Raw genomic sequence first — 25,921 nt, 5'->3', positions numbered from 1 at the left:
GACACTAGACTTAAACTAGCCTTCAAATTTGAGAATCAGTGTATAAAGCATCTTTTGCAATTCATTGATTTCTTCTGAAAGTATATCAAAATCATTACTTTCAATAAATTTAAGTTCTTTTGCTACAATTAGTTGAGTTTCCAATTCACAAATAGATCCGTGAGAAACAGCCAAAAATTGAGCAAACTCCCTATCACTTTTTCTACCAGCTCCTTCTGATATATTGGAAGGGACTGAAATAGCACATCTTCTAATTTGAGATGTCAAACCAAACTTTTCTTCCGGCGGAAAAAATCTTGAAATCCTGTAAATCTCAACAGTCAATTTAATTGACCTCTGCCAAACTTTAAACTCTTTATAGTTATGCATAACACAATTGTTTTTGTTAAAAAATAATGTATCAGGAATGAAAATTTAATCTCAAATCTAGTGTCTCAAGTCTAGTGTCTATCTTAACAATTCAACCACTCCTGCTACTCCTTGGCCTCCTCCTACACAGGCGGTAACCATGCCATATTTCTGTTTCCTTCTGCGAAGTTCATTGATCATTTGTACAGTCAACTTAGCACCTGTGCAACCTAGTGGATGTCCCAATGCTACAGCTCCTCCATTCACATTGACTATCTCCGGGTCCATATCCAGAGAGCGGATCACTGCCAAGGCTTGTGCGGCAAAGGCTTCGTTCAACTCTACCAAATTGATATCATTCAAGCTAAGTCCTGCCTGCTTAAGTGCTTTTGGTACTGCCTCTTTCGGTCCAATGCCCATGATCCTTGGATCTACACCAGCCACGGAGTAACTCACCAATCTTGCCACTGGTTCCAAATTAAGCTCCTTGACCATTCTTTCAGACATCACCAAGGCAAAGGATGCCCCATCTGAAGTCTGCGAAGAGTTTCCGGCCGTTACTTGTCCTCCCTGTTTAAATGCAGGTTTCAGCTTGGACAATACATCCATATTGGTTCCAGGCCTTGGTCCTTCATCAGTATCTACTGTATAGGTTCTTTTTTTCCTTTTGCCAGATTCATCCACATAGGTTTCTTCCACTTGTATAGGGACAATTTCATCTTTGAATCGCCCTTCCTTGATCGCACTGATCGCCCTTTCATGAGAAGTAACGGCAAATTGATCTGAATCTTCCCTAGTGATATCATAGTCTTTCGCCAGCTCCTCTGCTGTCAACCCCATGCTGAGATAATAATCAGGATGTTCTTGGGCAATTTTCCAGTTAAGGGATGTTTTATAGCCCATCATGGGAACCATAGACATGGACTCTGTTCCACCTGCAATGATACAATCTGCCATACCCGCCTTGATTTTTGCAGTAGCCAAGGCAATCGCTTCCAAACCAGATCCACAATATCGGTTGATGATAAATCCAGGAACCACCTTTCCCAAAGCCATGAGAGAAATCATCCTTCCCATCTGCATGCCTTGCTCAGCTTCTGGCACTGCATTTCCCACGATCAGGTCATCTACCCTACTTGGTTCCAGTCCCGGTGTCTGTGCCAATAAATGTTTGATCACATCCGTGGCCAGATCATCCGGCCTATAAAAGCGGAAACCACCTTTCTTGGCCTTTCCCACTGCTGTTCTATATCCGTTAACTATGTAAGCTTCCATTTGTAGTATTTAGATTTTAGTAGCAAGTATCAAGACTTGGCTACTTATTCAATGTTGATTTTAATCCTATAATCATCCTTTGTATTTCGGATAAATCCGAATCTATCTGCTCTACTGTTTTTTTGGAAAGCAGTCCAATGCGCTTGCTTATTTCTATTTGCGTTTCAAGTTCAAAACTTTCTCCCAAGCTAATTTCTAGTGAATTTGAAAAAGATTTTTCTGAAGTTTTTGCACAACCTTCAGCAATATTTGAGGGAATAGAAACCCCAGCTCTTCGCATTTGTGATGTTAGTCCATACTTTTCATCATCTGGAAATTCTTGAGTCAGTTGATAAACGTTAACCGCAAAATCAACTGATTTTTGCCAAACTCTCAGTTCTTTAAAATTGTGCATGACATTATAATTTAAGTTGAAAAATCTTATCTAAATTCACTTTGTCTAGTTACTTGATACTAGCGACTTGATACTGCTAGCTAATTTCTAAGTGGTTTACCCTTGAACAGAATGCTGTGGATTCGTTCTAAAGTCTTTTGCTCACCAGTCAAACTGAGAAAGGCTTCCCTTTCCAAATCCAACAAATACTGTTCGCTCACTTCAGTTTCCTGAGATAAGTCACCACCACTCATTACCCAGGCTAATTTTCTAGCCACCTTGGCATCATGGTCGGAGATATAGGAACCATATAACATTCCAGTAATTCCTGCTTCGAAATAGGCCAAGGAGGTTTTGCCCAATACCTTGATATTGCTTTGTTGCAAGGGTTGGGTATATCCTTCATCGTATAACTCAATCACTTTAGCTTTCGCTTCAGCCAATTGCCTTTTTCTATTAAGGGTAATACCATCTTTGTCTTGTAAATAACCGAGTCCTCTTGCTTCCTCTGCTGAGGTGGAAACTTTGGCTGTCGCGATATTCATAAAGACTTCCTGCAATCTGTTCAGCTCTACATCACCATTATGGATGCTATTGGAGAATCGCAAGGTCATCTCCTTGGTGCCACCACCTCCCGGGATCACACCTACTCCAAATTCCACCAAGCCCATATATAGCTCGGCATGTGCCTGTACTGCATCCGCATGAAGGGACATTTCACAGCCACCACCCAAAGCCATATTATGTGGCGCAACAATAACGGGAATTGAACTATAACGTACCCGCATCATGGTCTTTTGGAACTGGGCAATCATCAGGTTGATTTCGTCAAAGTCCTGATCTCCGGCATACATAAAGATCATAGCCAGATTGGCTCCTGCTGAGAAATTGGCTCCTTCATTTCCGATGACCAATCCTTTATAATCTTTTTCTGCCATCGAAATGGCTGTATTGATTCCCTCGATTACCTCAGCACCAAGCGAGTTCATTTTTGTATGGAACTCTAAACCAAGCACTCCATCGCCCATATCGTAAATGGTGGATCCTGCATTGCCCCAAACTTTTTTGTTCCCAGCCTTTAAAGTGTCCAAAAGGATAAATTCCTGCTGGCCTGGAATTTCTTTATAGGTTTTAGAAGGAATATCATAGTACTGTCTTTTACCGTTTTCCACTCGGTAGAAACTATCATGGCCGGCGTCGATCATCTCATAAACCCAGTCTGCTGGTTGCTGATCAGCGGCTTCCATTTTCTTAACCGTCTCCTGTACGCCCACAATATCCCAGTTTTCGAATGGGCCATATTCCCAGCCAAAACCTGCACAGACCGCTTGGTCTATACGGTAAAGTTCATCAGCAATCTCTGGGATCCTGAAGGAACAATACTTAAACAGATCATAAAAAGTAGCCCTGTAAAATTCTCCTGCCTTATCATCAAAGTTCAACAGGTACTTGATTCTTTTTTTCAGATCCTGAATATCTTTGGATCCTTCGAAGGCTTTGAATTTGGGCTTTTCTACGGGTTTATATTCAAGGGTCTCAAAATCCAATTCCTTTAATTCTTTCCGTCCATCCTTATGCCGGATCATATGAAAGAAACCTTGACCGGTTTTATCTCCCAACCATTTTTTTTCTGATAAAAACTGAACCACCTTGGGCAGCTTGAACTGGTCTTTGGATTCATCATGTTGAAGAGCCATATGGAGATTGTTCGCCACATTCACCATAGTATCAAGGCCCACCACATCCATTGTCCTGAAGGTAGCCGACTTAGCTCTGCCTATCACAGTCCCAGTAAGCTTGTCCACCTCGGATACACCTAGTCCCATTTTTTCAATGGTATGCATACTGGACATGATCGCATATACCCCAATTCTATTGGCTATAAATGCTGGAGTGTCTTTACATAATACCGTTTCCTTGCCAAGAAACCTGTCCCCATAGCCCATCAGAAAATTAATGATTTCAGGATTGGTATTGGGTCCCGGAATGATTTCCAATAAACGCAAATACCTAGGTGGGTTAAAGAAATGGGTTCCACAAAAATTACTTTGGAAATCCTCGCTTCTTCCCTTACAAAGCATCTGCATGGGAATGCCCGAAGTATTGGAAGTGATCAATGTTCCCGGTTTACGATGAAGCTCCACTTTTTCATAGAGTGATTGTTTGATATCCAATCGCTCCACAACCACTTCTATCACCCAGTCACAATCCTTGATTTTTGGAAGATCATCTTCAAAGTTTCCGGTTTGAATCCTTGAGGCAAAGGATAGATCATAGATGGGAGAAGGCTTGGATTTCAGACTTTTTTGTAAAGCTTCATTGACCAGTCTGTTTCTGACTGCCTTATCTTCCAGTGTCAACCCTTTTTTCACTTCAGCCTCATTGGGTTCTTTGGGCAAAATATCCAGCAATAATACCTGAACACCAATATTAGCAAAGTGACAGGCAATCCTGGATCCCATTACTCCGGAACCTAAAATAGCTACTTTTTGAATGGTTCGTTTCATATAAATATAGTCTTTAGCAATTGGCCCTAAACATCGTTCGGGCTTATCAATTCTGATTGTTGTTGTTCTATAACTTGGTTGATTTTATGAAATACTTTAAAAAAATGATCAAGCTCCTTTTTACTGAGTTGCCCTTGAATGGCCTCATTGAACTCTTTGATCGTTTGAATAGATATTTCTTTTTTCCGCTTTCCTTTTGCTGTTAAAAATATGCGGACCGATCGCTTATCTGTGGAATCTGGCTTTCTGCAAATCAAACCTTTTTCTTCCATGCTTTTCAGCATTCTGGTAAGGCTTCTTGATTCCAAGCCCATCAAAGGGGCAATTTTGGTGGCAGGGGTGCCGTCATGCGAATTAATATTGATCAACACAAAACCAATGGAGGTCGTCAAGCCTTCCTCTGCCCCCTTTTGATTATACATCCGGGAGATGGCATGCCAAGCAGTCTTGATATAAAAGTCTACGGTTTCCTCGGGTTTCATTGTATTGGTCAATCTGTTATTGATCTAACGTAATATAAGAAAAACTTTGTATGCATGCATACTATTTTCTGTTAAAAAATTTTCTGATCGGAGGATTGATCAAAGCTCATTTCGACAAGCCTGTCTTAGCGGATAAATAAGGATAATTTCGACAGACCTACCTAGCGGACAGACAGGCTCAATGACCCAGACGAATTCGATTGCTGAGTCTGCTGATCCTGCCGAAGCACCGAAACGTTATAGGGATTTCTTCTCAATAACTAATCTGAATACTATTTCAAAATAACCGCTCCAGCTTTCCCTTACGCTTGACGATATTCTTATAGTCCCATTGAATCTTTCTTGATTTTTCCATCCAGCGCTTGAGGTCAACACTATTGACCTGCTCCACTGAGGTATACCGCTTTTCTGCTGCTTTGAATTTCCCTTCAGGTGCTAGGCCTTCCTCTTCGAAAGACTGCCCGCTCCAAAACAATAAGCGGATACAACCTTTCAGTTTACTATAACCAACAATAGGATTGCCCTTCAGAAACCAAACGGGATGTCGGTGCCAAATCTTACGCTCTGCATCCGGTAAGTTTTCTTCAATCTCCTGATACAATTGCTCACATATTAATCGATCATCTTCAGATTGAATTTCATGATAAGCTTTGATACTGTTGTCCATAAGAATTTTATTTAAAATTTGGTGTCATCACTCCATCAGCATTCTTTTTAAGCTTTATTCCTACCAATATTTGATGCAAGGTCTCTGCAGCCAAACCATGCAAAACCAATCGGTATGCTGCGCTGAAAGTGCTGACAGGCACCATCGGATGCTTATTATTCACTAATCCCAAATGACCTGGGGTTCCTAGTATTTGTGAGGTATAGATTGCGATGGTTTCGTCCAACTGCAAGGAATTAGATGCTCTTACAAAATCATTTGAAGTCAAAAACAGCTGATAAAATGGTGTAAAAAGTTCAATGGCCGATCGCAAGTCTAAAATATTCGTCCATTTATTAGGGAATTCAATATGATCAAACTGATCCTCGGTGATCATTTCGAGATTGATCTTTTCTGGCTTTGTTATCGAAACAGCCTTCTCTTTAAGCTGATGGTTGAGATGAATGACAAAGTTGTACAAATTCAAATCATGCTTCAAAAATAAATCATCCTTAATATCCTCAAAGTCTCTTGGTTTTAAAGGGTTGCCAACAATCCTCACCTCAGGGATGTTCCCAGCAATAAACTGCAAAATCTCCGTTCCAACATGGAAATGTCTAAATATAAGTAAATTCGCATCTGGGCTGACAAAATTCCTAAGTCCCCAAGCCAAAACGCGGTGTAATACCTTAGAGGAGTTAAAGGCTTTCGGAAAGAAAAACTTGAAAGCATGTATAAAAAACATGGCTAGTTTCGACCAAAGCTGGATAAATGGCAAGAGATAGCGGGAAGACTTGGAGGAATTGTCCCTCATCAATGCCCGTTTCGCTTTATTGTTAATAGGAATACTATCGTCCAAATACAAGGCCAACCAAGGATCTGGATCTCTTTCATCATGGGTGCTTATATCCAATTCTTTTTCTTTCATATTAATAATTTCCTAGTTCTTCCAACTGCATGGTATACAGTTTGGCAGTAGTTTTTGCGGTCTTAGCAATCCTTTTGGCTATTTCCAGATTCATCTTCGGATGATTCAGCGCTTCCTCCAAATTATGAAAATGATTTTCATCTGCCACACCATGATAAGTAAAAAAGGACACTTGGCTATCTTTGAGATTCAGCTGATCTTTTATCATCTCTCCCCAATAACCTGCCAATCGCTTTCCAATTCCCTCAATGATAAACATGGCTCCCAGCAAATCAATTGGATTGGGTTTACTCGCTTGCTGAAACATAAAAGAAGTCAAAGCTACTGTCCCAATATTCTTCTCACCTGAATGAATGGCAGATAGAGGCTCGCCTAAAGCGACAAAATTTCTTTCTAACATCTGATAATCCTTATGCTCTGTAGCAGTATGTTTGATAAAAGCAGACCGAAGCTCAAATAAGTCAATATCAATATTGGATGCTGCGCGGGAAATCCACTGCGAACCATCAATCACCTGCTGGCGAAGATCCATCAACAGCAATTTATAATCCTCGAGACTTAACTGCCCCTTATGGATTCTCGAGACAATGGGCACTTTCAACAAGGCCGTTTCAAAATCAATCCAGATTTGGGCCAGCTGTCGGATCAACCATTCAGAAGTTTCATTTTTATCAATAATCAACTCCGGAGATTCAATCTCGCGAACTGGATAAGCCTTGTGGTTTTTCTTATCGACTCCCTCTACCGTCAATTGCATAAAGGAGGTAATGAACCTGCCACTCTCTGGAACCATGCAGAGAATTTTGTCTCCATGCTTTAATTTTCCAGAATACATCAGTTCCTCCAAAATAATAAAAATGGATGCTGCTCCTGTATTGCCCTTCTTGGTAAGATTGGTAAACCATTTATCATCAGGAATAGCACCACCTCCCTTTTCCATGAGTTCTTTAATCGGAGCCTTGAAAACTTCCGAGGAATAATGACAGCAAAGCCAGTCCACTTCATCCTTACTGATTTTTCCCTGATCGATCAAATCAAAATAATGAGCTACACCAGTTTTAACCACTTTATCCAGTAATCGCGTGTCCTGCTTCAAGTTAATGGCCCCTGCCCTGGATGCATCCTCATAACTGGGATAGTCCAACCAGGTTCTTTCCTGCTCATCTTGATTGTCAGTCTTACCTGTAAACATACAAACCGGGTATTCATTTGCATGGGATTTGAGATCTATCCAATCTATTTTCAAAGAAATGCCCTGATCACTTTTTTTGTTTTGGAGGACAAAGGCACCCGCCCCATCCGAAAGCATCCAACGTAAAAATTCTGCATCAAAAGGCAGTGAACTTACATTCTGGGCTTCTACGCGAGATGCCTTGAACAATCTACTGGACAGCTCACTACCTACACAAACTGCATTTTGCTTTTCATCACTTTTTATTTGGGCAAAAGCATCTTTTAGCGCCATCATTCCACTGGCACAGACACTTTGGAAACTGGCCACTTCACATCGTTCGAAATCCAAGCCTGCATGCACCATGCTGGCAAAGCCCGGAATAGGTAAGTCCCCCTGAGTAGTACCGGTGCAAAGCAGTTCAATGTCCTTTGTTCTTAAGTTACTTTTTTCCAAGGCACTTTCCACTGCATTGATGGCCAGCTGGCTATTGAAATGGGTGGTTTCTTGATTTTTATTGAGCGCATAGTAGCGCTGCTTAATTCCATTCTGTTTTAGGATACGTTCTTTGGCACGGCTGTCATTTCCATTTATTCTGCCTAGATAATCTTCCATTTCCTCATTGGAAATGGCATTGTTCGGTAAAAAAATACCGGCACTCGTTATATATACTTCATTCATGATCTAATGATTAGGCTTGGAAAATAATTTATCCAAGAAATTCAATGCAAAGCCATAATTCTTCTTCCCTTTGCTATGGTGCTTGTTATGATGTGTTCCAAAGAGCCACCAATTATCTCCCTTACCTGAACCAAATCGATAATTACAATGCCCTGCATAATTCAATAGAATGCTGACAAAGGGATAAATAAAAATCGCAAGGATAGAAAAAGGTAAAAATGGCGCAATAGTAATCGGTACAGTGCTTAGCAAAAACGCCTCAAACCAATGAAAACTATAAACCGAATAAACGGTGGGTGTTATGGATTTATGGTGAACAAAATGGATATTCTTCATAAAAAAGCGCTGATGCATGATTCGATGTACCACAAAAAAATGGATTTCATTCCAGAGAGTTAGTACGACTAATCCAATCAAAATGTTTATCCAAGTATTTGGCAAAAGGACAATCCATCCCATTCGGATAAAATAAATGACAGGGATAATCGAAAATCCAAAAACAATAATTGACTTAAGTGAATGCCATTTTTCAAAGGCTAATTGCCCAGGTCTAAGCTCCCGGTTATCAATCAAATCAAGAAGATTTTTTCTAACGAAATATTTACAAACCAATAAAAAAAGAGGGGCTAAGCCAAAGTACAGAAGTATAAAATACCCAAAGGACAAGGCATACAATTGGACATAAGAATATTCGAAAAGGACATTTTCGATAAGGTCATCTACCATAAATAAAAAAAGAAATCTAGTTCACTATAAAGGAAATTTAAGCAAGTTTCGAGGTTAAGCATGCTTCACAAAATTGCTTTTCATTTTGTGTTATATTAAGTCCATTTTTTTTTACATATCTAAATCATGATTTTTATCTCAGGAAGCAAAAAAAGTTCAACACCTATTTGAAAATCAATGGAATAATCTCGCTAAACCTGATCAAAATCGGATAATTCAATTTTTTAGACTTAATGAATAAATCTCTAAATGGTTAAATTTTTTAATATAGAATATTGCTGATTGATCCTTATTTTCAACCAATTAATATATTAATTCCCTCAATTTGATTTTTTAACGAAAGATTTAAAAAAAGCTTAAAATCACTGTTATTCAGTATTTTTTTCTATCAAAAACCAAGTAAGTGTCTATTTTATAAATCATCATTTTGAATAAAATAAACTTTACCTAGTTTCCGATTAGCTTATCATGTATGATCATCTTTTGAGGAAGAAAATTAACTATAATGACTTGAACTTATTGTTAAAAAACAGCAGTTGATAGGCAATTGAATTCTTCCAATATTCTCCATTGTGTGCGCCTGGTCTACTAGTAAAATCATGTGGAATATTTCTTTCTTCCAACTTCTCATGCAAGCGTACGTTGGCATCATAGAAAAAATCAGCAGTACCGCAGTCAATGATTATATTCAAACTTTTTCCATCCAGCAGGTGGACTAAATTAATAACAGTATTTTTTTCCCAGGTATCAGGGTTTTCTGCATAAGTTCCTAATCTTTTGGAAATGTCCCAATTTCGGGGAAATGGTCTGATATCAACACCACCACTGGTACTTCCTGCATTTCCAAAAATATCCTGATGCCTAAATCCAAGGTACAGTCCTCCATGTCCTCCCATGCTCAAACCAGTAATGGCCCTAAATTCTCTTTGCTGCTTTGTAGCATAATGATCATCTACCCAATCGACCAATTCAGAAGTCACATAAGATTCATACTGCATTTGAGGATCTACAGGACTATCATAATACCAACTGGTCTTTCCACCATCAGGACATACAATGATCATATCATAAAGATCAGCAAATAACTGCAGGTTGGTTATTCCTGACCAAGAGGTATAATCTCCTCCAGCACCATGCAATAAATAAACAGTTGGATAGCTTTCTGACTGACTATAATTTTCCGGAGTGATGACCAAATTTGCAATTGTTTTGTCCATAGCTTTACTATGAAATTTAATCGTATCTGTTTTGGAAAAGCTTAGATTTTGAACTCCTAAAAAAATGGTAAACAGTAGATATATTCTTTTCATTTTATTTTTTTGGTATTAAAGGTTGAGACTGGAATTGTCAAATAAATTTTGTATAACTAATCTAGATTCATTGGGAAATCAACACAGTAAATAGCTATTTATCATCAATTAAAAGGCTCTTTTGACTAAACAATTTTTCAACTATTCACTCTTCTTTTCAAACTTTCCGATGGCAAAATTAAGTTTGAGGTAAAAAGCACTAGGGTCGAATTTGGGTGCATTGGAAATGATTAAATCTTTACGCAAGGCGGGATTAAAATTTCTCCTTAGCTTGGTAACACTGGAAAAAAGATTAAGCATATATCCAACTTGTAATCCCATTCTCGAATATACACCTATTTGGGTGGTGGGCTTTAAAAATGCCCCCAAGATTTTATCTGCATTGAGGCTGATATTAAGCCCTATATTTCTTTGATACATAAAGCTTGTATTCATTCCTCCCATCAGGTTTTCATTGAAATCTGTATTAAGATCCTTTGCTATCATATCCAATGAAGTCGATCCATAAAACAGACCTACTTTTGGATAAAATCTCCAATCTTGAAGTGTTGTATTTATCCAATGATACTGAAATCCAGCAGTTACATGAATGGGCAGATACCGGTAATTGACAAATTCATTGCTGTAACGCTTTCTGTTCAGGTTAAACTCTGTTTCTACGTATAAACCCATTCCTGACATAGCTACATAAGAGACTCCTCCTCCTAAAGTTGCTGTTTGTTGATCAAAAGTTTGGTAACCGGAATTTTGTAAATAATCACTAAGCTCTTTGAAAGCTTGATTCCTAAATCCAGCAGAAACATAAAAATCTGTAAAATATATTTTATCCTGTGCTGTGACAATGCTAGTTTGAAAAGCCAAGGCAAAAAGCATCAAGATGAAAAATCGTTTAATCATAATTAAGTTCTTTTAGAAACCTTTTAATCTCCAAAATCAGGCCATGATCCCATAAAGACAGAGGGATCATTATTTTTTAAATTTATCCATTTTTATTTGTTTTCGGCAGATTTTTATTTGAATTGATACACTGGAACAATAAAAAATCTTTTATTCTGCCCATAAGATATATTCCAATAGGTTAATTTTTTTTATGTCCATTTTAACACTTTTCTTATACTGCCCTTATTTATTTGGTTCAGCTCAATTTGGCTTATGCCTTTTTAGGTTATTTTAAGCCCCTCTGTTTCGATTTAATCAGTTTTAAGCCACCGTTACTCATCTGACTTTTTTAAACAGCTTAAAAGACCTTTAGAATGCTTAGTTTTTTTATCAATTCAAATTTTTAAACAAATCTTGATTGTTTGATTTCGATGAACCGATTGAGCTTCCTTTTTTTGTCAATTCTTAATTCATCCACATCCTATATATTTATATATATTCTTTTTTTAAATAAAAAACTATTACAGTTATTAAGCTGTGGATTTGTGGGTAAGTTTATAAGGTGATTTTACCAACAGTTTTATCATAGTTTTTCCATACTTAATACACCGTCTATCCACAGTTTATCAACTTGTAAGTAGTTATAATTTAAGTACTTCATAAAAATGATCTTTTTTTGTGTATAAAGTTGGTGTTCTGCAAATGTGTATGAATTGGTGTGTGTATAAATGTGGATAGACGTTTACAAAATTGTGGTTATCCTCAGGCTGGAAAAAAATATCCCGAAAGTGAATGCTCTTTCGGGATAAGTCTAGTTTTGTCCATAAGTTTTATACAGTTATTAACACTATATTCCATACTTATCTACATTGTTTCAATAGTTGGTTTATTATTGTTTAAACTATCAGTAATAGGCTCTTCGAGTCCATTCAAACCTGATTCTGGTGTGATTTTGATATTGACATCCTGTCTTGTCCATCTTCCTCTCAACAATACCTTTCTGGTTTTGTTTTCCTCGTCATAATAGTAATAAACAGGCTCAGGTTGTCGTTTTTCGAAATAATTACCTTGGTCCCATTTTCTATTTCCATTGCGATCTATTATTGCCCTAATTTCGTATTCTCCAGCTTTTACTTTTTTAAAACTATATGAGCTTTGATTTGTTAGGTAATGCTCTTGTATGATATCACCATCCTTCGTGATTAATTGAATGATAATAGGAAGTTCTTCGGTCAATACCTTTCCGCTTATTTCGTCTGCCAAATCATCCTGAAGAAGGCGTTTAAAAGAGGATTTAAGAGCAGAAGAATTGTACTGCTCTTCGATGTCCATAAAGCTGGAATCAGCAGCAAGGAAATTAAAGCTATTACTGCTCAGTGTATCGTTGATGGGGATGTTAAACAATAATTCAGTTCTCTTGCTACTATCACTAAAACTTAAAAATTCAGGTTTTATTTCAATAAATGATGCTGAATCATATTGAACATATAGTGAGTCATAATTTATTTCTGAAATAGGTTTATTAAAGGTCACCTTTGTTTTGATCGACTGTAGGAATTCTTTGTTTTTATCGAGTGAAGCTTCCAGTTTTTGGGCCTTTCTTTCACTTTCCATAAAGGAAGCATATAGCGTGGTGTCTATTTTGAAACCAACAGAATCAGTTGACACTAATCTGATTTGTGTGCTGTCATTTCTTAAACTCTTATGATATAAGCGGACTTGCTTTTCTTCTAATCTATAAAATAATTCATTGCCCAAATCAGGATGTTCCACGTGTAGGCTAGAAGGTGATTTACTTAATACTATATCGAAATTGCTGCCAAGAGCTGAGGATCTATTGATTTTAAAGTCTGAAAGATCCCCTCTGAAAAGTTTAAAATGTACACCATTAACATCTTTCATTATATCGATGGAATCAGCTATGAATCCATACCTTTCATTCTTGAATTCGGCTTTTGAAGTATTATTGGCATCATGGAAAGCATATGCCCTGTATTTTCCTGCTTTTATATTGGTAATCTCAAAACTACCCGCTGAATCTGCTTGACTGATATAATATGGAGGATCCGTGAAAATATCCATTGTATCATCTTCTATTCTGTAAAGACCAACAAGGACATCTTTTATTTCTGCTGTTTTTTGAGGAAAGACGTAATCGACCGTACCAGAAAATTTAAGACTGTCTATCATATTCCCTGTTGAGAAAACAAGCTTTAGGTTCATTGCAGGATTACTCTCAGAAATGTCTTGTATGCTTTTTTGGAAGTTAAAAACGTAGGTGGTACTGTCCTCTACTTCCTGGTTGATTTTGATACGCAAAGTATTCTTTACAGCCAAGATCTCCATTTTATCCTTTTCCAGACTTGGAGTAATAATGATATTCCTGGTTGGATTGTCAGTTTTAATATATTCATCAAACTCTAAAGTAATGTTTTCTGGTTTGATGTTTAGTGATTGGTCTGGCGGATTAGATGAAAGTAATTGGGGTGGATCTTCATCTTTGGGTCCACCCATAGGGGAACTTTGCTTTGCACAAGCATAGCAAAAAACTATAGCTATAAAAGCTAATGATATTTGGTATAACCTGCTATTCATTTTTTCTTTAATATAAACAATATGCTTGAATAGTTATTATTATTTGTTTTTGCACTTTTGTTAGACTTATATCCAGTTATAAAGGAATTAATTAGATTTTTCCTTTTATATTTTATACTGTTGGATAAAATTGAGACATAGTAACTGTCAAAAGGCATCGGTTCTTTGGCTATTATTCTCAGATCGAATTCATCTGCCAAGAATTGCATGGTTTCTTGTGTGAAATGGTATAGATGTCTTGGTACATCCAAGGATGCCCAATCCTCCTTGAACAATTTAGAGTCATATGAATCATAATTAGGGACTGCCAGATACAGTGTTCCTCTTTTCTTCAGTCTGTTTAATAGTAGATCCATGGTACCTCTTAGATCATGGACATGCTCTAATACATGGAATAGTGTTATCGCATCAAACTTCTTTTCCTTGGTTAATTCCTGAGGGGTATGATATATACAGAGATTGAAATTATTGCTTGCAATAGTTGCTGCATCTTCGCTAGGTTCGTGTCCAATGCATTGCCATCCATCTTCTTTTGCCTGGTTAAGAAAATGTCCGGTACCACATCCAAAATCCAAAAGCCTTCCCTTCTTGTTACTGTATTTATTGATCCAGTTTACCTTTTGCTTTAATGTAAATTTTCTTACTTGCTTGTAAATGAAGTTGACCAGATTGGTGGATTTATCGGTATGTGAAATATAGTCTTCTGATTTATAATAATCACCAATATGTTTTTGGTCTGGTCTTGGATTGGTAAATAAAAAATTACAGTTATTACATTTGCAAATGGTAAAGGATTCTTGCGAAACACTATGATCCTTTACCACCAAATGATTAATAAAAAGTCCACTCTGGCAAAGTGGACATTTGGTTAATCTATCGTACATGTTATCTTCCTAAATATACTGTGAGTATGGATAAATCAGCTGGTGATACGCCACTGATTCTTGATGCTTGCCCTAGGGTTTCTGGTCTTACTTTGTTAAGTTTTTGTTTGCCCTCTGCGGATAGAGCGGGTACAGATAGATAGTCAAAGTCAAGAGGTATTTTGAAATTCTCCATATTATTGAGCTTTTCTACCATCTGCTGTTCCTTCTCTATATAGCTATTGTATTTGACCTGGATTTCTGCCTGTTCTAATACTTCTTTTGGATACTTACTTAGATAGCTATTTAATTCCTTATCTAAATTCTTAATACTTTGTAAACCTAGCTGAGGTCTTTTTAATAGTTTTTCTACAGTTATTTTTTCCTTAATTGAAGCTGTTTGCAGATCTTCTAAACCTGTATTGATACTTTCAGGACTAAGCTTTTTCTGCTTGAGATCATTGATCAGTTTGGCAGTATCATTCTTTTTGTCCATCATTTTGTCAAGCCTCTCATCTGACGCCAAGCCAACTTTATGCCCTAGTTGAGTCAATCGTAAATCAGCATTATCCTGTCTTAATAAGAGACGGAATTCGGCTCTAGAAGTAAACATTCTATACGGTTCTTCTGTCCCTTTATTGATCAGATCATCAATCAATACACCAATATAAGCGTCGGATCTTTTAAGGATAAAAGGCGCTTCTTCCTTGACCTTTTGTGCTGCATTCATCCCAGCTATTAAACCTTGTGAAGCGGCTTCCTCATAACCTGTGGTACCGTTGATTTGTCCTGCGAAAAATAGGTTTTCTACCAATTGGGTTTCCAGGGTTAGCTTCAATTGCGTTGGTGGAAAAAAATCGTATTCAATGGCATAACCTGGCCGGAACATTTTGCAGTTCTCAAAACCTTGTATTTTGCGTATTGCTTTATATTGAACATCTTCTGGCAAGGATGTGGAAAATCCATTAACGTATATCTCTACTGTATCCCAACCTTCAGGCTCAACGAATATTTGATGCCTATCGCGTTCTGCAAACCTGTTGATTTTATCTTCGATAGATGGACAATATCGAGGCCCTAAACCTTGAATTCTTCCATTAAACATAGGAGATCTGTCAAAACCAGTCTCCAGTGTTTCGTGAACTTCCTTATTTGTATAGGTTATCCAACAGGTTCTTTGCTCTTTTAATGGGGTGGTTTCATCAGAAAAGGAGAACTTTTCAGGCTTTTCATCCCCATATTGAACTTCCATTTTAGAGTAATCCAAGCTCCTTCCATCTACCCTTGGAGGAGTTCCTGTCTTCATTCTACCTGCCTCGAAACCTAATTCCACCAATTGCTCAGTGATTCCCCTAGCTGCTGCTTCACCTGTTCTACCACCACCAAATTGCTTTTCACCTATATGAATTAGTCCATTCAAGAATGTGCCGTTTGTTAGGACAACAGATTTTGCTTTTATTTCTAGACCAATACTAGTCCTTACTCCTATTACACGTTTGTCTTTTACGATCAAACCAGTGATCATTTCTTGCCAAAAATCCACATTTGGTGTTCTTTCTAATGCCAATCTCCATTCCTCCGCAAAGCGCATTCTATCATTCTGTGATCTTGGAGACCACATAGCTGGACCTTTAGAACGGTTCAGCATACGGAATTGGATCATGGATTTATCGGAAATAATACCAGATTGACCACCAAGTGCGTCAATTTCCCTAACGATTTGCCCTTTTGCTACGCCACCCATAGCTGGATTGCATGACATTTGGGCAATAGTATTCATGTTCATGGTACATAAAAGCACTGAACTCCCCATCTTTGCTGCTGCATGTGCGGCTTCACAACCCGCATGACCAGCCCCTACTACTATTACGTCGTATTCTGGAAACATATTTTAATAATTTTATTACTGTTCCACGTGGAACATGTTTGGTTTTTATTTATTCATTTTTACTGTTTCACGTGAAACAGTCTTGAATATTTTTCTTAATTATATATAGTGTTTCACGTGGAACATGTGATAACTTAATGTGTTATCATATTGTTTTTAAGATGATGTTCCACGTGGAACGTTATTTATGTTCTGTTAATTGAAAAAAGGAATCTATGGATTCGTCTTCCTTTTTTCTCATTAGTAGCGCTTCTTCTTTTGATTTGTCTTTGTATCCACAGAGATGGAGGATTCCATGACTTAATACTCTAAGTATTTCTTTTTGAAATTCTTGTCCTTCTGTTTTGGAATTTTCTTTGACCCTTTCTATACTGATGAAGATGTCACTTTCGATTTTATTTTCTTCTTCGGAATTATCAAAGGTGATAATGTCAGTATAGGTGTCATGGTTCAGATATTCTACATTTATTTGATGTAGGTATTCGTCTGTACAGAATATATAGTTTAAGTCAGAAATGGAGTAGCCTTCTTTTTGGGCAATCTGCCTTAGCCATTTCTTGCTTAAATTTTTTTGAGGAAGATTGTATTTGATGTCTTCTTGGAAGAAATTAATGGCCATATTAATTCATGTAGAAAGTTAATACTGTTTTTTTGCCCTCTTCTTCAAATTTTACTTCGTCACAAAGGTTTTTCATGATGAATACTCCCCTGCCTCCAGATTTTTCAATATTTTCTGGTGCTGTAGGGTCTTGTAAGTTATCAAAATCAAAGCCTTTGCCTTCATCTTCAATAATAAACTTCAATTGGTCTTCGAGGAAAGTGAGTTCCAGTTTTACAGTCTTTTGAGCGTCTCCCCGATTTCCATGGATTATGGCATTGCTGACACATTCCGTGACTGAAATCATGATATTTCCATAGATGTCGTCATTGATCTGGAATTTCTCCTTCGCATTGTCAATGAAGCTTTCTATGATCTTTATATTCTCAATTAGAGAAGGGATAGAAATTTTTATTGATTTCATTAAGCTTATATTATTGTTTATCTTCCTAATATATATACCTATTCAATTTCCAGTGAAATTGGACAATGATCTGAATGAACTATATCTGCTAATATGCTCGCTCCCTTTACTCTGTTTTTCATAGGGGAACTTGTCATATGGTAATCTATTCTCCAACCTTTGTTGTTGTTTCTAGCATTGGCTCTATAACTCCACCAAGAATATTGGTGAGGATCTTGGTTGATCAACCTGAAACTGTCATCAAAACCAGATGCTGTAAACTTATCCATCCAAGCCCTTTCTTCTGGTAAGAAACCTGAAGTGTTCTTGTTGCTTATTGGATTATGAATATCAATGGCCTTATGGCATATATTATAATCCCCGCTGAGGATTAAATTCGGCAGTTTTTGCTTTAAGTCTTGAGAATAACCGTAAATATCATCCAGGAAGTCATATTTGAAATCTTGCCTCGGACCTCCTGTTGTTCCAGAGGGGAAATATGCGCTGATGAAAGAAAAATCCTCGTAATCAGCTCTAATCATTCTACCTTCATCATCGAATGATTGTACTCCCATACCATATTCTATATGTTTAGGTTTTTCCTTACTCATTATCGCAACTCCGCTATAGCCTTTTTTTACAGCTGGGTACCAATAACAATGGTATCCCAAATCTTCTAATAGATTAACTTCTATTTGGTCTTCTGTGGCTTTAATTTCCTGTAATCCGATGATGTCTGGTGAATATTCTGCCAGCCATTCGGTAAAACCTTTTCTCATAGCGGCTCTAATACCATTGACATTATAGGATACTATATTCATATTGTAATAGGTTTTTTATAGCTGTCTTCGGTCTAATAATTATCCTTTACGACTAATTTGTATTTTTATTTAAAGTATTTTATCTAATTAATGTCTATTTCAAATTCTTTTTCGAAATATTCCAAGACTTGGATTTTGAGTAGTTTTTCCTGTTCCAAGATGTCAAAATGGGGCAGTTCTTTCACTAATTTCCAGTGCGGCCAACCATCTTGATCTATAAAATCAAGCTCATAAAATCCAGCAAGACTCAAAACCTTACAGATGGCAATATGCATTAAATCCTGCTTTTGCTCCTTACTGAAGTTTTTGATACCCTGTCCAAGTTCTTGAACACCTATAATGAAAAGCACTCCATTTAAATCAGCCGGTTTTTTGCCGATAAGATCGTGCAGGCCGATCAGGAGTTTTTCCCATCTTTTTTCAAGATCTAGATCTTTCTTTAACATTATCCTTTTTGTTGTTCTAACTCTTCCCAGTATTCAACTGCTTTGCGTAGATGTGGAATTACTATGGTTCCTCCAATAAGATTGGCAATAGAAAACACTTCAAAAACTTGTTCTTTGCTGAGACCCACTTCATGGCATTTACCCAGGTGATAACGGACGCAATCATCACATCGTAAAACCATAGAGCAAGCTAAGCCAATCATTTCTTTTGATTTAACATCTACTGCTCCTTCGGAAAAGGCATTGGTGTCCAGATTAAAAATGCGCTTAAGCACTTTATTGTCTTCTCCAAGTATCTTTTCGTTCATCTTGGCGCGGTACTCGTTGAATTCGTCTACTAAATTCATTAACTTATAGGATAGTTTTTATCTAATTAGCAAATATAACAGGTATTTTCCTGTCAATTAGAACTAACAAGTCTTTTTCCTAATGCGTTTCAATTTTTTAAATGATTTTTTGGCATTATTGTTTCCTCAAAGCTGTTGCTTGTGCAAACGGAGCCTATTTGATTTTGAAAATCAATTGTGTAGGCTGTGTCAATCAAAGCTCCCTGTGACCACTTATCATTTACGCCCCCAGAACAATGATTTGGCTATCAAGGTTTATGGGCTTACTCATGCAAGTAATGTGATGTCTTTTCTTAGGTTTACTAAGAAAGGCATGAGTCAAAAGCTACTTCATCAACTGAAATACAGAAATAGGCCTGAATTAGGTCAGGTTTTGGGAAAGCTCTATGGGCAGAGGTTATTGGAAAGTGGTTTCCAGGCAGACTGGGATGGAATTCTGGCCGTTCCTCTCCATCCTCTTAAAGAAAAACGGCGAGGCTATAATCAAAGTTTTCAGTTTGCAATGGGACTAGGAGCTGTTTTGGATATCAAAGTTGTGCAAAGTCTTAAAAGACCACACTTTACTTCAACGCAAACAAAAAAATCGCGATTGGAAAGGATTAAGAATGTGGAAGGAGTATTTTCCATATCATCTGGGGAAGAGATAAAGGGCAAAAGTTTACTGTTAGTGGATGATGTGATGACTACGGGGGCAACCTTAGCAGCTTGTGCCAATAAACTTATTGAGGCTGGTGCTGTACAAGTGGATCTTGCGGTAATCGCTGCAGGGAAATAAGAAAATGAAGCTTTGCGGCAATTTTTAATGAAAGATTGATGCTGCGGTTTATATTGCTCCTCCCAATAATTTTTGCTTTAAGGATATCTTTGGGCCATGCTCAAAATGAAATATTGATTTCCTTGGGCTTTGGTTGTAAAGGACTCTATATATATGATTTAATATTTACCAATAGTAGAAAGGCTGTAATCAATGCGAATTAGCTTGAATTATCCATTAAGCATAGCTAAGTTCGGATCATGGGATGTCTTATTATTCACAAACTATGGAAATTCAACAGATAATTAAAAAATTGGGATTGGAACCACACCCTGAGGGTGGGTATTTTAAAGAAGTTTATAGAAGTGAGGGAGAAGTTCATCAGGGAAGCTTGCCCGAAGGGATCATTGGTAACAGAAATTATTCCACCAGTATTTACTTTATGTTGACTTCTGATACCTTTTCGGCCTTTCACCGGATCAAGCAAGATGAAATATGGCACTTTTATATGGGTTCTCCCATTCGGCTTCATTGCTTGTCACCAGATGGAATTCATGAAGAATTTTTAATTGGTTCGGATTTGCTAAATGGGCAAATACCACAACTGGTAGTCCCTGCTGGAGATTGGTTTGCCGCTGAGCTGATAGAGCAAAACAGTTTTACCTTGGTGGGGTGCACTGTATCACCAGGTTTTGACTTTAGGGATTTTGAACTGGCCGAGCGGGAAAGATTATCAGGAGAGTTTCCTCAGCATAAGGCTTTGATTGAGCGATTTACTAGAATCTAATATTACACACAAATATCAATTCTAATCGGCTGTAATAATTCATCCTATTTTTTCTATAAAAATATAATACTTAGATATAAGCACCTTTAATCAGCTATATTCCAATAATTTCTTCCAAAAAATGCTTAAATTGATTAGGACACCAAAACCTCGATGCAAATGAAATTAGGCGCTTTTTCCATCAGTCTTAGTGTTAAGGATATTAAGGCTTCCAAAGACTTTTATGAAAAATTGGGATTTGAAGTTTTTGCTGGAGATATGGAAAAGAACTACCTGATCATGAAAAATGGCAATGCTTTGATCGGCTTGTTCCAGGGCATGTTTGAAAAGAATATCCTGACCTTTAACCCTGGTTGGGATGAGAATGCCAACACCCTTAAGGATTTTGATGACGTAAGGAAGATTCAAGAACATGTGAAAAACGCAGGAATCATACCTGAGCAGGAAGTGGAAGAATCAGGATCTGGTCCTGGAAGTGTTGTACTTATTGATCCGGACGGAAATCCTGTGTTGATAGATCAACATATTTGAGACCAAGCTGATTAGGACTAATCAATTCGCTATTGGGTTTTGTGGTTATTTTATTGAATGGCCGATAAATTAGCTTATCACAGGATGTAAATACTTTTTTCAGGTACTTTGATAAAGGTATTAGTTATTTTCCACATTAAACCCAATCAAGATGAATTCAGATCAAGTTACTCCAGAAAAAATCCTACAAATTGGAATGGGCTTTTTTGCCAGTAAGGTACTGTTAGTTGCAGTAAAAATGGGACTCTTTACCTTTTTATCTTTTGGAAAGCAATCATCCAAGGCCATCCAGGAAAAATTAGGTTTGGACGATAGGTCCTTATATGATTTTCTGGATGCACTGGTTTCATTGGGATTTTTGGAGCGGGAAGGTTTGAAATCAACTGCCTACTATTCAAACTCAGCAGAGGCAGACCAATTTTTGGATAGAAACAAACCAAGTTATGTAGGGGGGATATTGGAAATGGCCAATAATAGGCTTTATCCCTTTTGGGCCAACCTGGAAGAAGGTTTAAGAACTGGAAAACCTCAAAACGAAGCCAAGGAAGGTGACGGTTCTATTTTTGAAAAGGTTTATGCGGATGAATTTAAACTGAGGGAGTTTTTGAATGCCATGGCCGGCATACAAATGGGGAACTTCATCATGTTTGCCAATGAATTTGATTTTTCCTCTTATTTTACCCTATGTGATATAGGTGGTGCTGGTGGATATCTTTCTGCACAAGTAGCTCTGAACAATGCCCATATGAGCTGTGTTTCCTTTGATTTAGAACCTGTTTCGCCTATCGCACTGGATAATATTCGTTCTATGGGCCTCGAAGAAAGGGTGAAAGTGCAAACAGGGGACTTTTTTGAGGACAGTTTTCCAAAGGTGGATGTGATAACCATGGGAAATATCCTGCATGATTGGGGAAAAGATGATAAGAAGATGTTAATCAGCAAGGCCTACGAGGCATTGCCTGAAGGAGGAGCCTTGGTCATCATTGAAAATATCATCGACAATGAACGCAGAGACAATACTTTTGGTCTTTTGATGTCTTTGAATATGCTGATAGAGACCGAGGCTGGTTACGACTTTAGTATCGGAGATTTTGAAGAGTTGGTGAAGGAAGCGGGATTTAGGGATGTTTCATTGATGCGGCTTACAGGTCCTACCAGTGCGGCAATAGCCAAAAAATGAACTTAAGTAAGGCTTGTAAAATCTGTTCATTTCTACCACCTTCTTTTGTTAAATTGATCCCAGGATGATTCCCTTGGTAAATTTATGGATAAGAATGACAATAATACAGTTTCAAAAGCCCTCGTTTGGTATGCCAGTTATGGATCTAATTTATTGGAAGAAAGATTCCTATGTTATATCTGTGGCGGACAACCCAAGGGGGCGAATAGAACTTATGAAGGATGTGTGGATAAATCACTTCCAAGGGATAAAAAAGGCCTCATTATTAAGCATAAGCTATATTTTGCGAAGGAAGCAAGGGTATGGCATAATGGTGGGGTTGCATTTATCCACAAAGAGGAAGATGTTTTAGCCAAGACATATGCTAGGATGTATTTGATCACAAAAGATCAGTTCATCGATGTAGTCAAGCAGGAAAATGCCCTTAACAAAAGACCTACTATTGATTTTGATGTCATCGAGAAGAAAGGAAATGCCATTATCAAGAATACAAAGTGGTATAATACCGTTTGTTATTTGGGTGAAAATGGAGGAGCCCCTATTTTTACCTTTACTCATGAAAAGATCATTTTTCCTAAAGTCCAGCCCCATCCCTCCTATTTGTCGACAATTATTGCCGGCATTAAGGAAACTTTTAATCTTTCTGAAACAGAAATACTTGCCTATTTGTCCACCAAAGATGGAATAAAGCAGACCTAGCGAAAAATTTGAGGCCATAGTAACTAACTTATCCCCGATAATATTTTTCCTTTTGTCCTTGTAGTCTCATTTATTATTTTTAGAACAAGCCAATTATTTATTCATGAATATTTCCCTTTCAAAACAAAGAATCTTAGTCACTGGAGCTTCCAGAGGCATTGGAAGAGCCATTGCCAAGCAGTTGTCCTCGTCAGGAGCGGAGGTGCTTATTCACTATTCCAAACATTTAGAAGAGGCTCAACTGCTTCAATCAAAACTGAAAAATAAATCCCATTTGGTTCAATGTGACTTTGCTGATTTGAAGCAAGTAAAGGGCTGGCTGCCTGATTTGGTGGATAAATATGGAAAGATAGATGCGGTGATTAACAATGCAGGCATTGCCAAATCGATTTCTGATGAGGCTGGAACAAATGATTGGGCTTCAACTTGGTTGGCAACGATGACCGTTAATGTAAATGCACTGGCCATTATCAGTAAGGAGTTTATCAACCATGCCCGATTGAATAAGAATGGAAGATTAATAAGTATCAGCTCCAGGGCTGCTTTTAGAGGTGATACACCAGAGTATTTGGCCTATGCAGCATCCAAATCGGCTTTGCTGGGATTTACAAGATCTATAGCGCGTTATTATGGAAAAGAGGGCATCCGAGCATTTATTATTGCTCCGGGCTTCGTTCGCACCGAGATGGCCCAGGATTTTATTGATCAGTACGGGGAGGATTTTGCCATTGAGGATATTGCTTTGGAGCGATTGACAGAGCCTGAAGATATAGCGCCAATGGTTTGTTTGCTGTGCTCGGGCTTAGCAGACCATGCCACTGGAAGTACCATAGATTTCAATGCTGGATCTTATGTGCATTAGTTTAGGCTTTAGATTTGATACGCTAGATTAAAACTTTAAGACCAGATCGCCACGTCGCAGAGCTCCTACCATTGACAGTCGATAGAATATTCGGTTAAATAGATATTATATGTTTTATAGTTTTTCATATATCGATAACAACATTGAGTTCAAAGGCGAGTTTCTTAAGGTATTTCTCCTTTTGAAGCCTGAGTATCTGTTCATAATCGGCGACTCCCTTTTCAACGAATTCCTTTCCCTTTACCATAAGCCTCCAGTATTGCGCGGCCAGCTTTCGGGCAACGGCCTTGATGGCTACCTGTGGTCCTTTTCGCCCCCTGATCCTTCTTCCAAAAGCCCCAAAGGCTATTTTCTTGCTTTGCAGGAGGCTTTGGGCCATGCCGCGGAATATCTGTCCCGCCGTAGGCTTTCCTTTCTTTTTTGCCCGTTTCTTTCGCTGACCGGAGTTGTTCTGTCCGGGCGACAGGCCGAGCCAGCTGGTAAAGTGTTTTTCAGTGGGCCAACGCTCCAGATCGGTGCCCGTTTCGCTGAATACCTGAAACCAGGTGTAGTCGGTAAAACCTGGCAGGACGGTGGCATCCCTTCCTCCGAACAGGTCCAGCATGTGCTTCCCCAGATCCGGAATAGCCGGTTTATGGTGGCGGATGGGCTTTCGGGTTCCGGTCTGATGGCAGGTCTTGTCCCTGTTGATCCGACAGAGAACCTCTCTGAGGACGGCATCGCATTCAGCTATTTGCCCTTGGTAGAACATGTAACCATCATGTGCCTGTTTCAGCGAGAAGAGTCCCTGTTCGGTATAAAAACCCTCCAGGGCCGAAAGGATTTCTTGGGATTTGTTTTTGACCAGGCTGTTGTGACACAGCGAAAGCAGGACTTCAGCATCCCGTTCACCGCCCAGAATGGCACGGATGATGGACATTCCGCTTGTTCCCTGTATCTGGCTGAGCACTTCAGGAAGTCGGATGTTCATTTCTATCAGGGCCTTTTGCATATGGTTGATATGCATCGCCGCGCTACGGATATGGTCTTCACGCAGGCGTTGGTACCCCCGGAGTTCCTTGAGTTCCCCCTCGGCTACAAAACAGCGGTTCAGCAGGCCGTAACTGTGCAGCTGTTGTATCCATTGGCAGTCCTTCACATCGGTCTTGCGTCCCGGTACCTGGCGGGTCTGCCTTCCGTCCACCAACCAGACGTCCAGCCCTCCTTCCACGAGCATGTCGTACAGGATGATCCAGTAAGAACCGGTCGCTTCCATCGCCACGGTCTTCACGCCATTGGACAGAAGGTATGCCAGCGCACTCCTGAATTCGGAAGTGTAGGTTCCGAAAACCTTTACTTCGGCCCCTTCCAGGCCTATGTAGATATTGCGGGAGCCTATGTCTATGCCCGCAGCATTGTTGTGGATCTTTTCCATAGCATATACAGCTTAATGAATATTCTCTTATGCCCACAGGGACAGGGAAACGGACAGGCTACCATGCGGACAATCAATGATGACGTTCCAAACTCCTTTACCATATCCTGTGGAACCATACTCGCAGACAGGCAAAATGCACTATACCGAAAGCGGCCATACTGCATAAGAAATACACTGAAGTTAGCCAATAAACTGTCATTCAGCTCCTTTATATTTGAGAAAATGTTGACCTCTCGCGATGACGTGAATAAAATGTCATTCTGACAAAGGAAGGATCTCTTTTCCTAGTCGTTACTGGAAGAGATGCTTCCTATCGTCAGCATGACATTGATTTGAAGCTCACGTCATACAACTCTTTTATGTTTGAGAAACTGTTGACCTCTCGCGATGATGTATTTACCCAA

At 38.5% G+C, this 25,921-nt stretch carries 27 protein-coding genes; 7 read left to right on the top strand and 20 right to left on the bottom strand.

Annotation, left to right across the window (positions count from 1 at the left end):
- Window positions 1–15: 15 nt before the first annotated feature.
- The 19 genes from KMW37_RS15200 to KMW37_RS15110 form a co-directional block, all read right to left on the bottom strand.
- Window positions 16–369 (bottom strand): four helix bundle protein, encoded by a 354-nt coding sequence (locus KMW37_RS15200; protein ID WP_215225503.1) that lies wholly within the window; start codon window positions 367–369, stop codon window positions 16–18.
- 78 nt (window positions 370–447) lie between these two features.
- Entirely contained in the window at window positions 448–1,623 is a 1,176-nt protein-coding gene (locus KMW37_RS15195) for a thiolase family protein (protein WP_215225502.1), read from the bottom strand.
- A 40-nt stretch (window positions 1,624–1,663) separates the two neighbouring features.
- The gene (locus KMW37_RS15190) at window positions 1,664–2,017 is read right to left on the bottom strand and encodes a four helix bundle protein (protein ID WP_215225501.1); all 354 of its coding nucleotides are present in this window, start codon (window positions 2,015–2,017) and stop codon (window positions 1,664–1,666) included.
- An 80-nt stretch (window positions 2,018–2,097) separates the two neighbouring features.
- On the bottom strand, window positions 2,098–4,503 hold the full coding sequence (locus tag KMW37_RS15185) for a 3-hydroxyacyl-CoA dehydrogenase/enoyl-CoA hydratase family protein (protein WP_215225500.1): 2,406 nt from the start codon (window positions 4,501–4,503) through the stop codon (window positions 2,098–2,100).
- Window positions 4,504–4,529: 26 nt separating this feature from the next.
- Window positions 4,530–4,985, bottom strand: coding sequence for a MarR family winged helix-turn-helix transcriptional regulator (locus tag KMW37_RS15180; RefSeq protein WP_215225499.1), 456 nt, complete (start codon window positions 4,983–4,985; stop codon window positions 4,530–4,532).
- Between the two features lie 277 nt (window positions 4,986–5,262).
- Complete coding sequence (locus tag KMW37_RS15175; RefSeq protein ID WP_215225498.1) at window positions 5,263–5,652, bottom strand: DUF1801 domain-containing protein; 390 nt, start codon at window positions 5,650–5,652, stop codon at window positions 5,263–5,265.
- A 7-nt stretch (window positions 5,653–5,659) separates the two neighbouring features.
- On the bottom strand, window positions 5,660–6,559 hold the full coding sequence (locus KMW37_RS15170) for a DUF6999 family protein (RefSeq protein ID WP_215225497.1): 900 nt from the start codon (window positions 6,557–6,559) through the stop codon (window positions 5,660–5,662).
- Window position 6,560: 1 nt separating this feature from the next.
- The gene (locus KMW37_RS15165; protein WP_215225496.1) at window positions 6,561–8,411 is read right to left on the bottom strand and encodes a beta-ketoacyl-ACP synthase III; all 1,851 of its coding nucleotides are present in this window, start codon (window positions 8,409–8,411) and stop codon (window positions 6,561–6,563) included.
- Between the two features lie 3 nt (window positions 8,412–8,414).
- Window positions 8,415–9,137 carry a sterol desaturase family protein gene (locus KMW37_RS15160; protein WP_215225495.1) on the bottom strand — a complete coding sequence of 241 codons (723 nt, stop codon included), beginning with the start codon at window positions 9,135–9,137 and terminating at the stop codon, window positions 8,415–8,417.
- A 500-nt stretch (window positions 9,138–9,637) separates the two neighbouring features.
- Window positions 9,638–10,354: an alpha/beta hydrolase gene (locus KMW37_RS15155; protein ID WP_317195582.1), complete on the bottom strand. Its 717-nt coding sequence runs from the start codon at window positions 10,352–10,354 to the stop codon at window positions 9,638–9,640.
- A 234-nt stretch (window positions 10,355–10,588) separates the two neighbouring features.
- Window positions 10,589–11,344 (bottom strand): hypothetical protein, encoded by a 756-nt coding sequence (locus KMW37_RS15150; protein ID WP_246581517.1) that lies wholly within the window; start codon window positions 11,342–11,344, stop codon window positions 10,589–10,591.
- A gap of 846 nt (window positions 11,345–12,190) precedes the next feature.
- Complete coding sequence (locus KMW37_RS15145; RefSeq protein ID WP_246581516.1) at window positions 12,191–13,840, bottom strand: Ig-like domain-containing domain; 1,650 nt, start codon at window positions 13,838–13,840, stop codon at window positions 12,191–12,193.
- Window positions 13,841–13,917: 77 nt separating this feature from the next.
- Window positions 13,918–14,805 (bottom strand): class I SAM-dependent methyltransferase, encoded by an 888-nt coding sequence (locus KMW37_RS15140; RefSeq protein WP_215225492.1) that lies wholly within the window; start codon window positions 14,803–14,805, stop codon window positions 13,918–13,920.
- A gap of 1 nt (window position 14,806) precedes the next feature.
- On the bottom strand, window positions 14,807–16,672 hold the full coding sequence (mnmG, locus tag KMW37_RS15135) for a tRNA uridine-5-carboxymethylaminomethyl(34) synthesis enzyme MnmG (protein ID WP_215225491.1): 1,866 nt from the start codon (window positions 16,670–16,672) through the stop codon (window positions 14,807–14,809).
- 181 nt (window positions 16,673–16,853) lie between these two features.
- Window positions 16,854–17,291, bottom strand: a complete 438-nt coding sequence (gene ybeY, locus KMW37_RS15130) for an rRNA maturation RNase YbeY (RefSeq protein ID WP_215225490.1) — start codon at window positions 17,289–17,291, stop codon at window positions 16,854–16,856.
- Between the two features lies 1 nt (window position 17,292).
- On the bottom strand, window positions 17,293–17,694 hold the full coding sequence (locus tag KMW37_RS15125) for an ATP-binding protein (RefSeq protein ID WP_215225489.1): 402 nt from the start codon (window positions 17,692–17,694) through the stop codon (window positions 17,293–17,295).
- A 38-nt stretch (window positions 17,695–17,732) separates the two neighbouring features.
- A complete protein-coding gene (locus tag KMW37_RS15120) occupies window positions 17,733–18,494 on the bottom strand; it encodes an exodeoxyribonuclease III (RefSeq protein ID WP_215225488.1) in 762 nt (253 codons plus the stop codon).
- Between the two features lie 83 nt (window positions 18,495–18,577).
- The gene (locus KMW37_RS15115; RefSeq protein WP_215225487.1) at window positions 18,578–18,940 is read right to left on the bottom strand and encodes a hypothetical protein; all 363 of its coding nucleotides are present in this window, start codon (window positions 18,938–18,940) and stop codon (window positions 18,578–18,580) included.
- Window positions 18,940–19,287, bottom strand: a complete 348-nt coding sequence (locus tag KMW37_RS15110) for a carboxymuconolactone decarboxylase family protein (RefSeq protein WP_215225486.1) — start codon at window positions 19,285–19,287, stop codon at window positions 18,940–18,942. Before KMW37_RS15110 ends, KMW37_RS15115 begins: the two co-directional genes overlap by 1 nt.
- 205 nt (window positions 19,288–19,492) lie before the next feature.
- Here KMW37_RS15110 and KMW37_RS15105 point away from each other — a divergent pair, with 205 nt between their 5' ends.
- The 6 genes from KMW37_RS15105 (at window position 19,493) to KMW37_RS15080 (ending at window position 24,100) form a co-directional block, all read left to right on the top strand.
- On the top strand, window positions 19,493–20,062 hold the full coding sequence (locus tag KMW37_RS15105) for a ComF family protein (RefSeq protein ID WP_317195581.1): 570 nt from the start codon (window positions 19,493–19,495) through the stop codon (window positions 20,060–20,062).
- Window positions 20,063–20,327: 265 nt separating this feature from the next.
- The gene (locus KMW37_RS15100; protein ID WP_215225484.1) at window positions 20,328–20,828 is read left to right on the top strand and encodes a cupin domain-containing protein; all 501 of its coding nucleotides are present in this window, start codon (window positions 20,328–20,330) and stop codon (window positions 20,826–20,828) included.
- Between the two features lie 159 nt (window positions 20,829–20,987).
- Window positions 20,988–21,359 carry a VOC family protein gene (locus KMW37_RS15095; RefSeq protein ID WP_215225483.1) on the top strand — a complete coding sequence of 124 codons (372 nt, stop codon included), beginning with the start codon at window positions 20,988–20,990 and terminating at the stop codon, window positions 21,357–21,359.
- A gap of 151 nt (window positions 21,360–21,510) precedes the next feature.
- Window positions 21,511–22,539, top strand: a complete 1,029-nt coding sequence (locus KMW37_RS15090) for a methyltransferase (RefSeq protein ID WP_215225482.1) — start codon at window positions 21,511–21,513, stop codon at window positions 22,537–22,539.
- A gap of 84 nt (window positions 22,540–22,623) precedes the next feature.
- On the top strand, window positions 22,624–23,238 hold the full coding sequence (locus KMW37_RS15085; RefSeq protein ID WP_215225481.1) for a hypothetical protein: 615 nt from the start codon (window positions 22,624–22,626) through the stop codon (window positions 23,236–23,238).
- A 103-nt stretch (window positions 23,239–23,341) separates the two neighbouring features.
- Window positions 23,342–24,100, top strand: a complete 759-nt coding sequence (locus KMW37_RS15080; RefSeq protein WP_215225480.1) for an SDR family NAD(P)-dependent oxidoreductase — start codon at window positions 23,342–23,344, stop codon at window positions 24,098–24,100.
- A gap of 124 nt (window positions 24,101–24,224) precedes the next feature.
- Here KMW37_RS15080 and KMW37_RS15075 read toward each other — a convergent pair whose 3' ends face one another.
- Window positions 24,225–25,514 carry an IS110 family RNA-guided transposase gene (locus KMW37_RS15075; protein ID WP_215225479.1) on the bottom strand — a complete coding sequence of 430 codons (1,290 nt, stop codon included), beginning with the start codon at window positions 25,512–25,514 and terminating at the stop codon, window positions 24,225–24,227.
- 15 nt (window positions 25,515–25,529) lie between these two features.
- Here KMW37_RS15075 and KMW37_RS15070 point away from each other — a divergent pair, with 15 nt between their 5' ends.
- Window positions 25,530–25,781, top strand: coding sequence for a hypothetical protein (locus KMW37_RS15070; RefSeq protein ID WP_215225478.1), 252 nt, complete (start codon window positions 25,530–25,532; stop codon window positions 25,779–25,781).
- Window positions 25,782–25,921 lie beyond the last annotated feature (140 nt).

It is taken from the genome of Echinicola shivajiensis, from assembly GCF_018642165.1.
Classification (GTDB): Bacteria; Bacteroidota; Bacteroidia; order Cytophagales; family Cyclobacteriaceae; genus Echinicola; species Echinicola shivajiensis.
The sequence above is the reverse complement of the archived record's forward strand: the minus strand, read 5'-3'. Positions and strand labels throughout refer to the sequence as shown.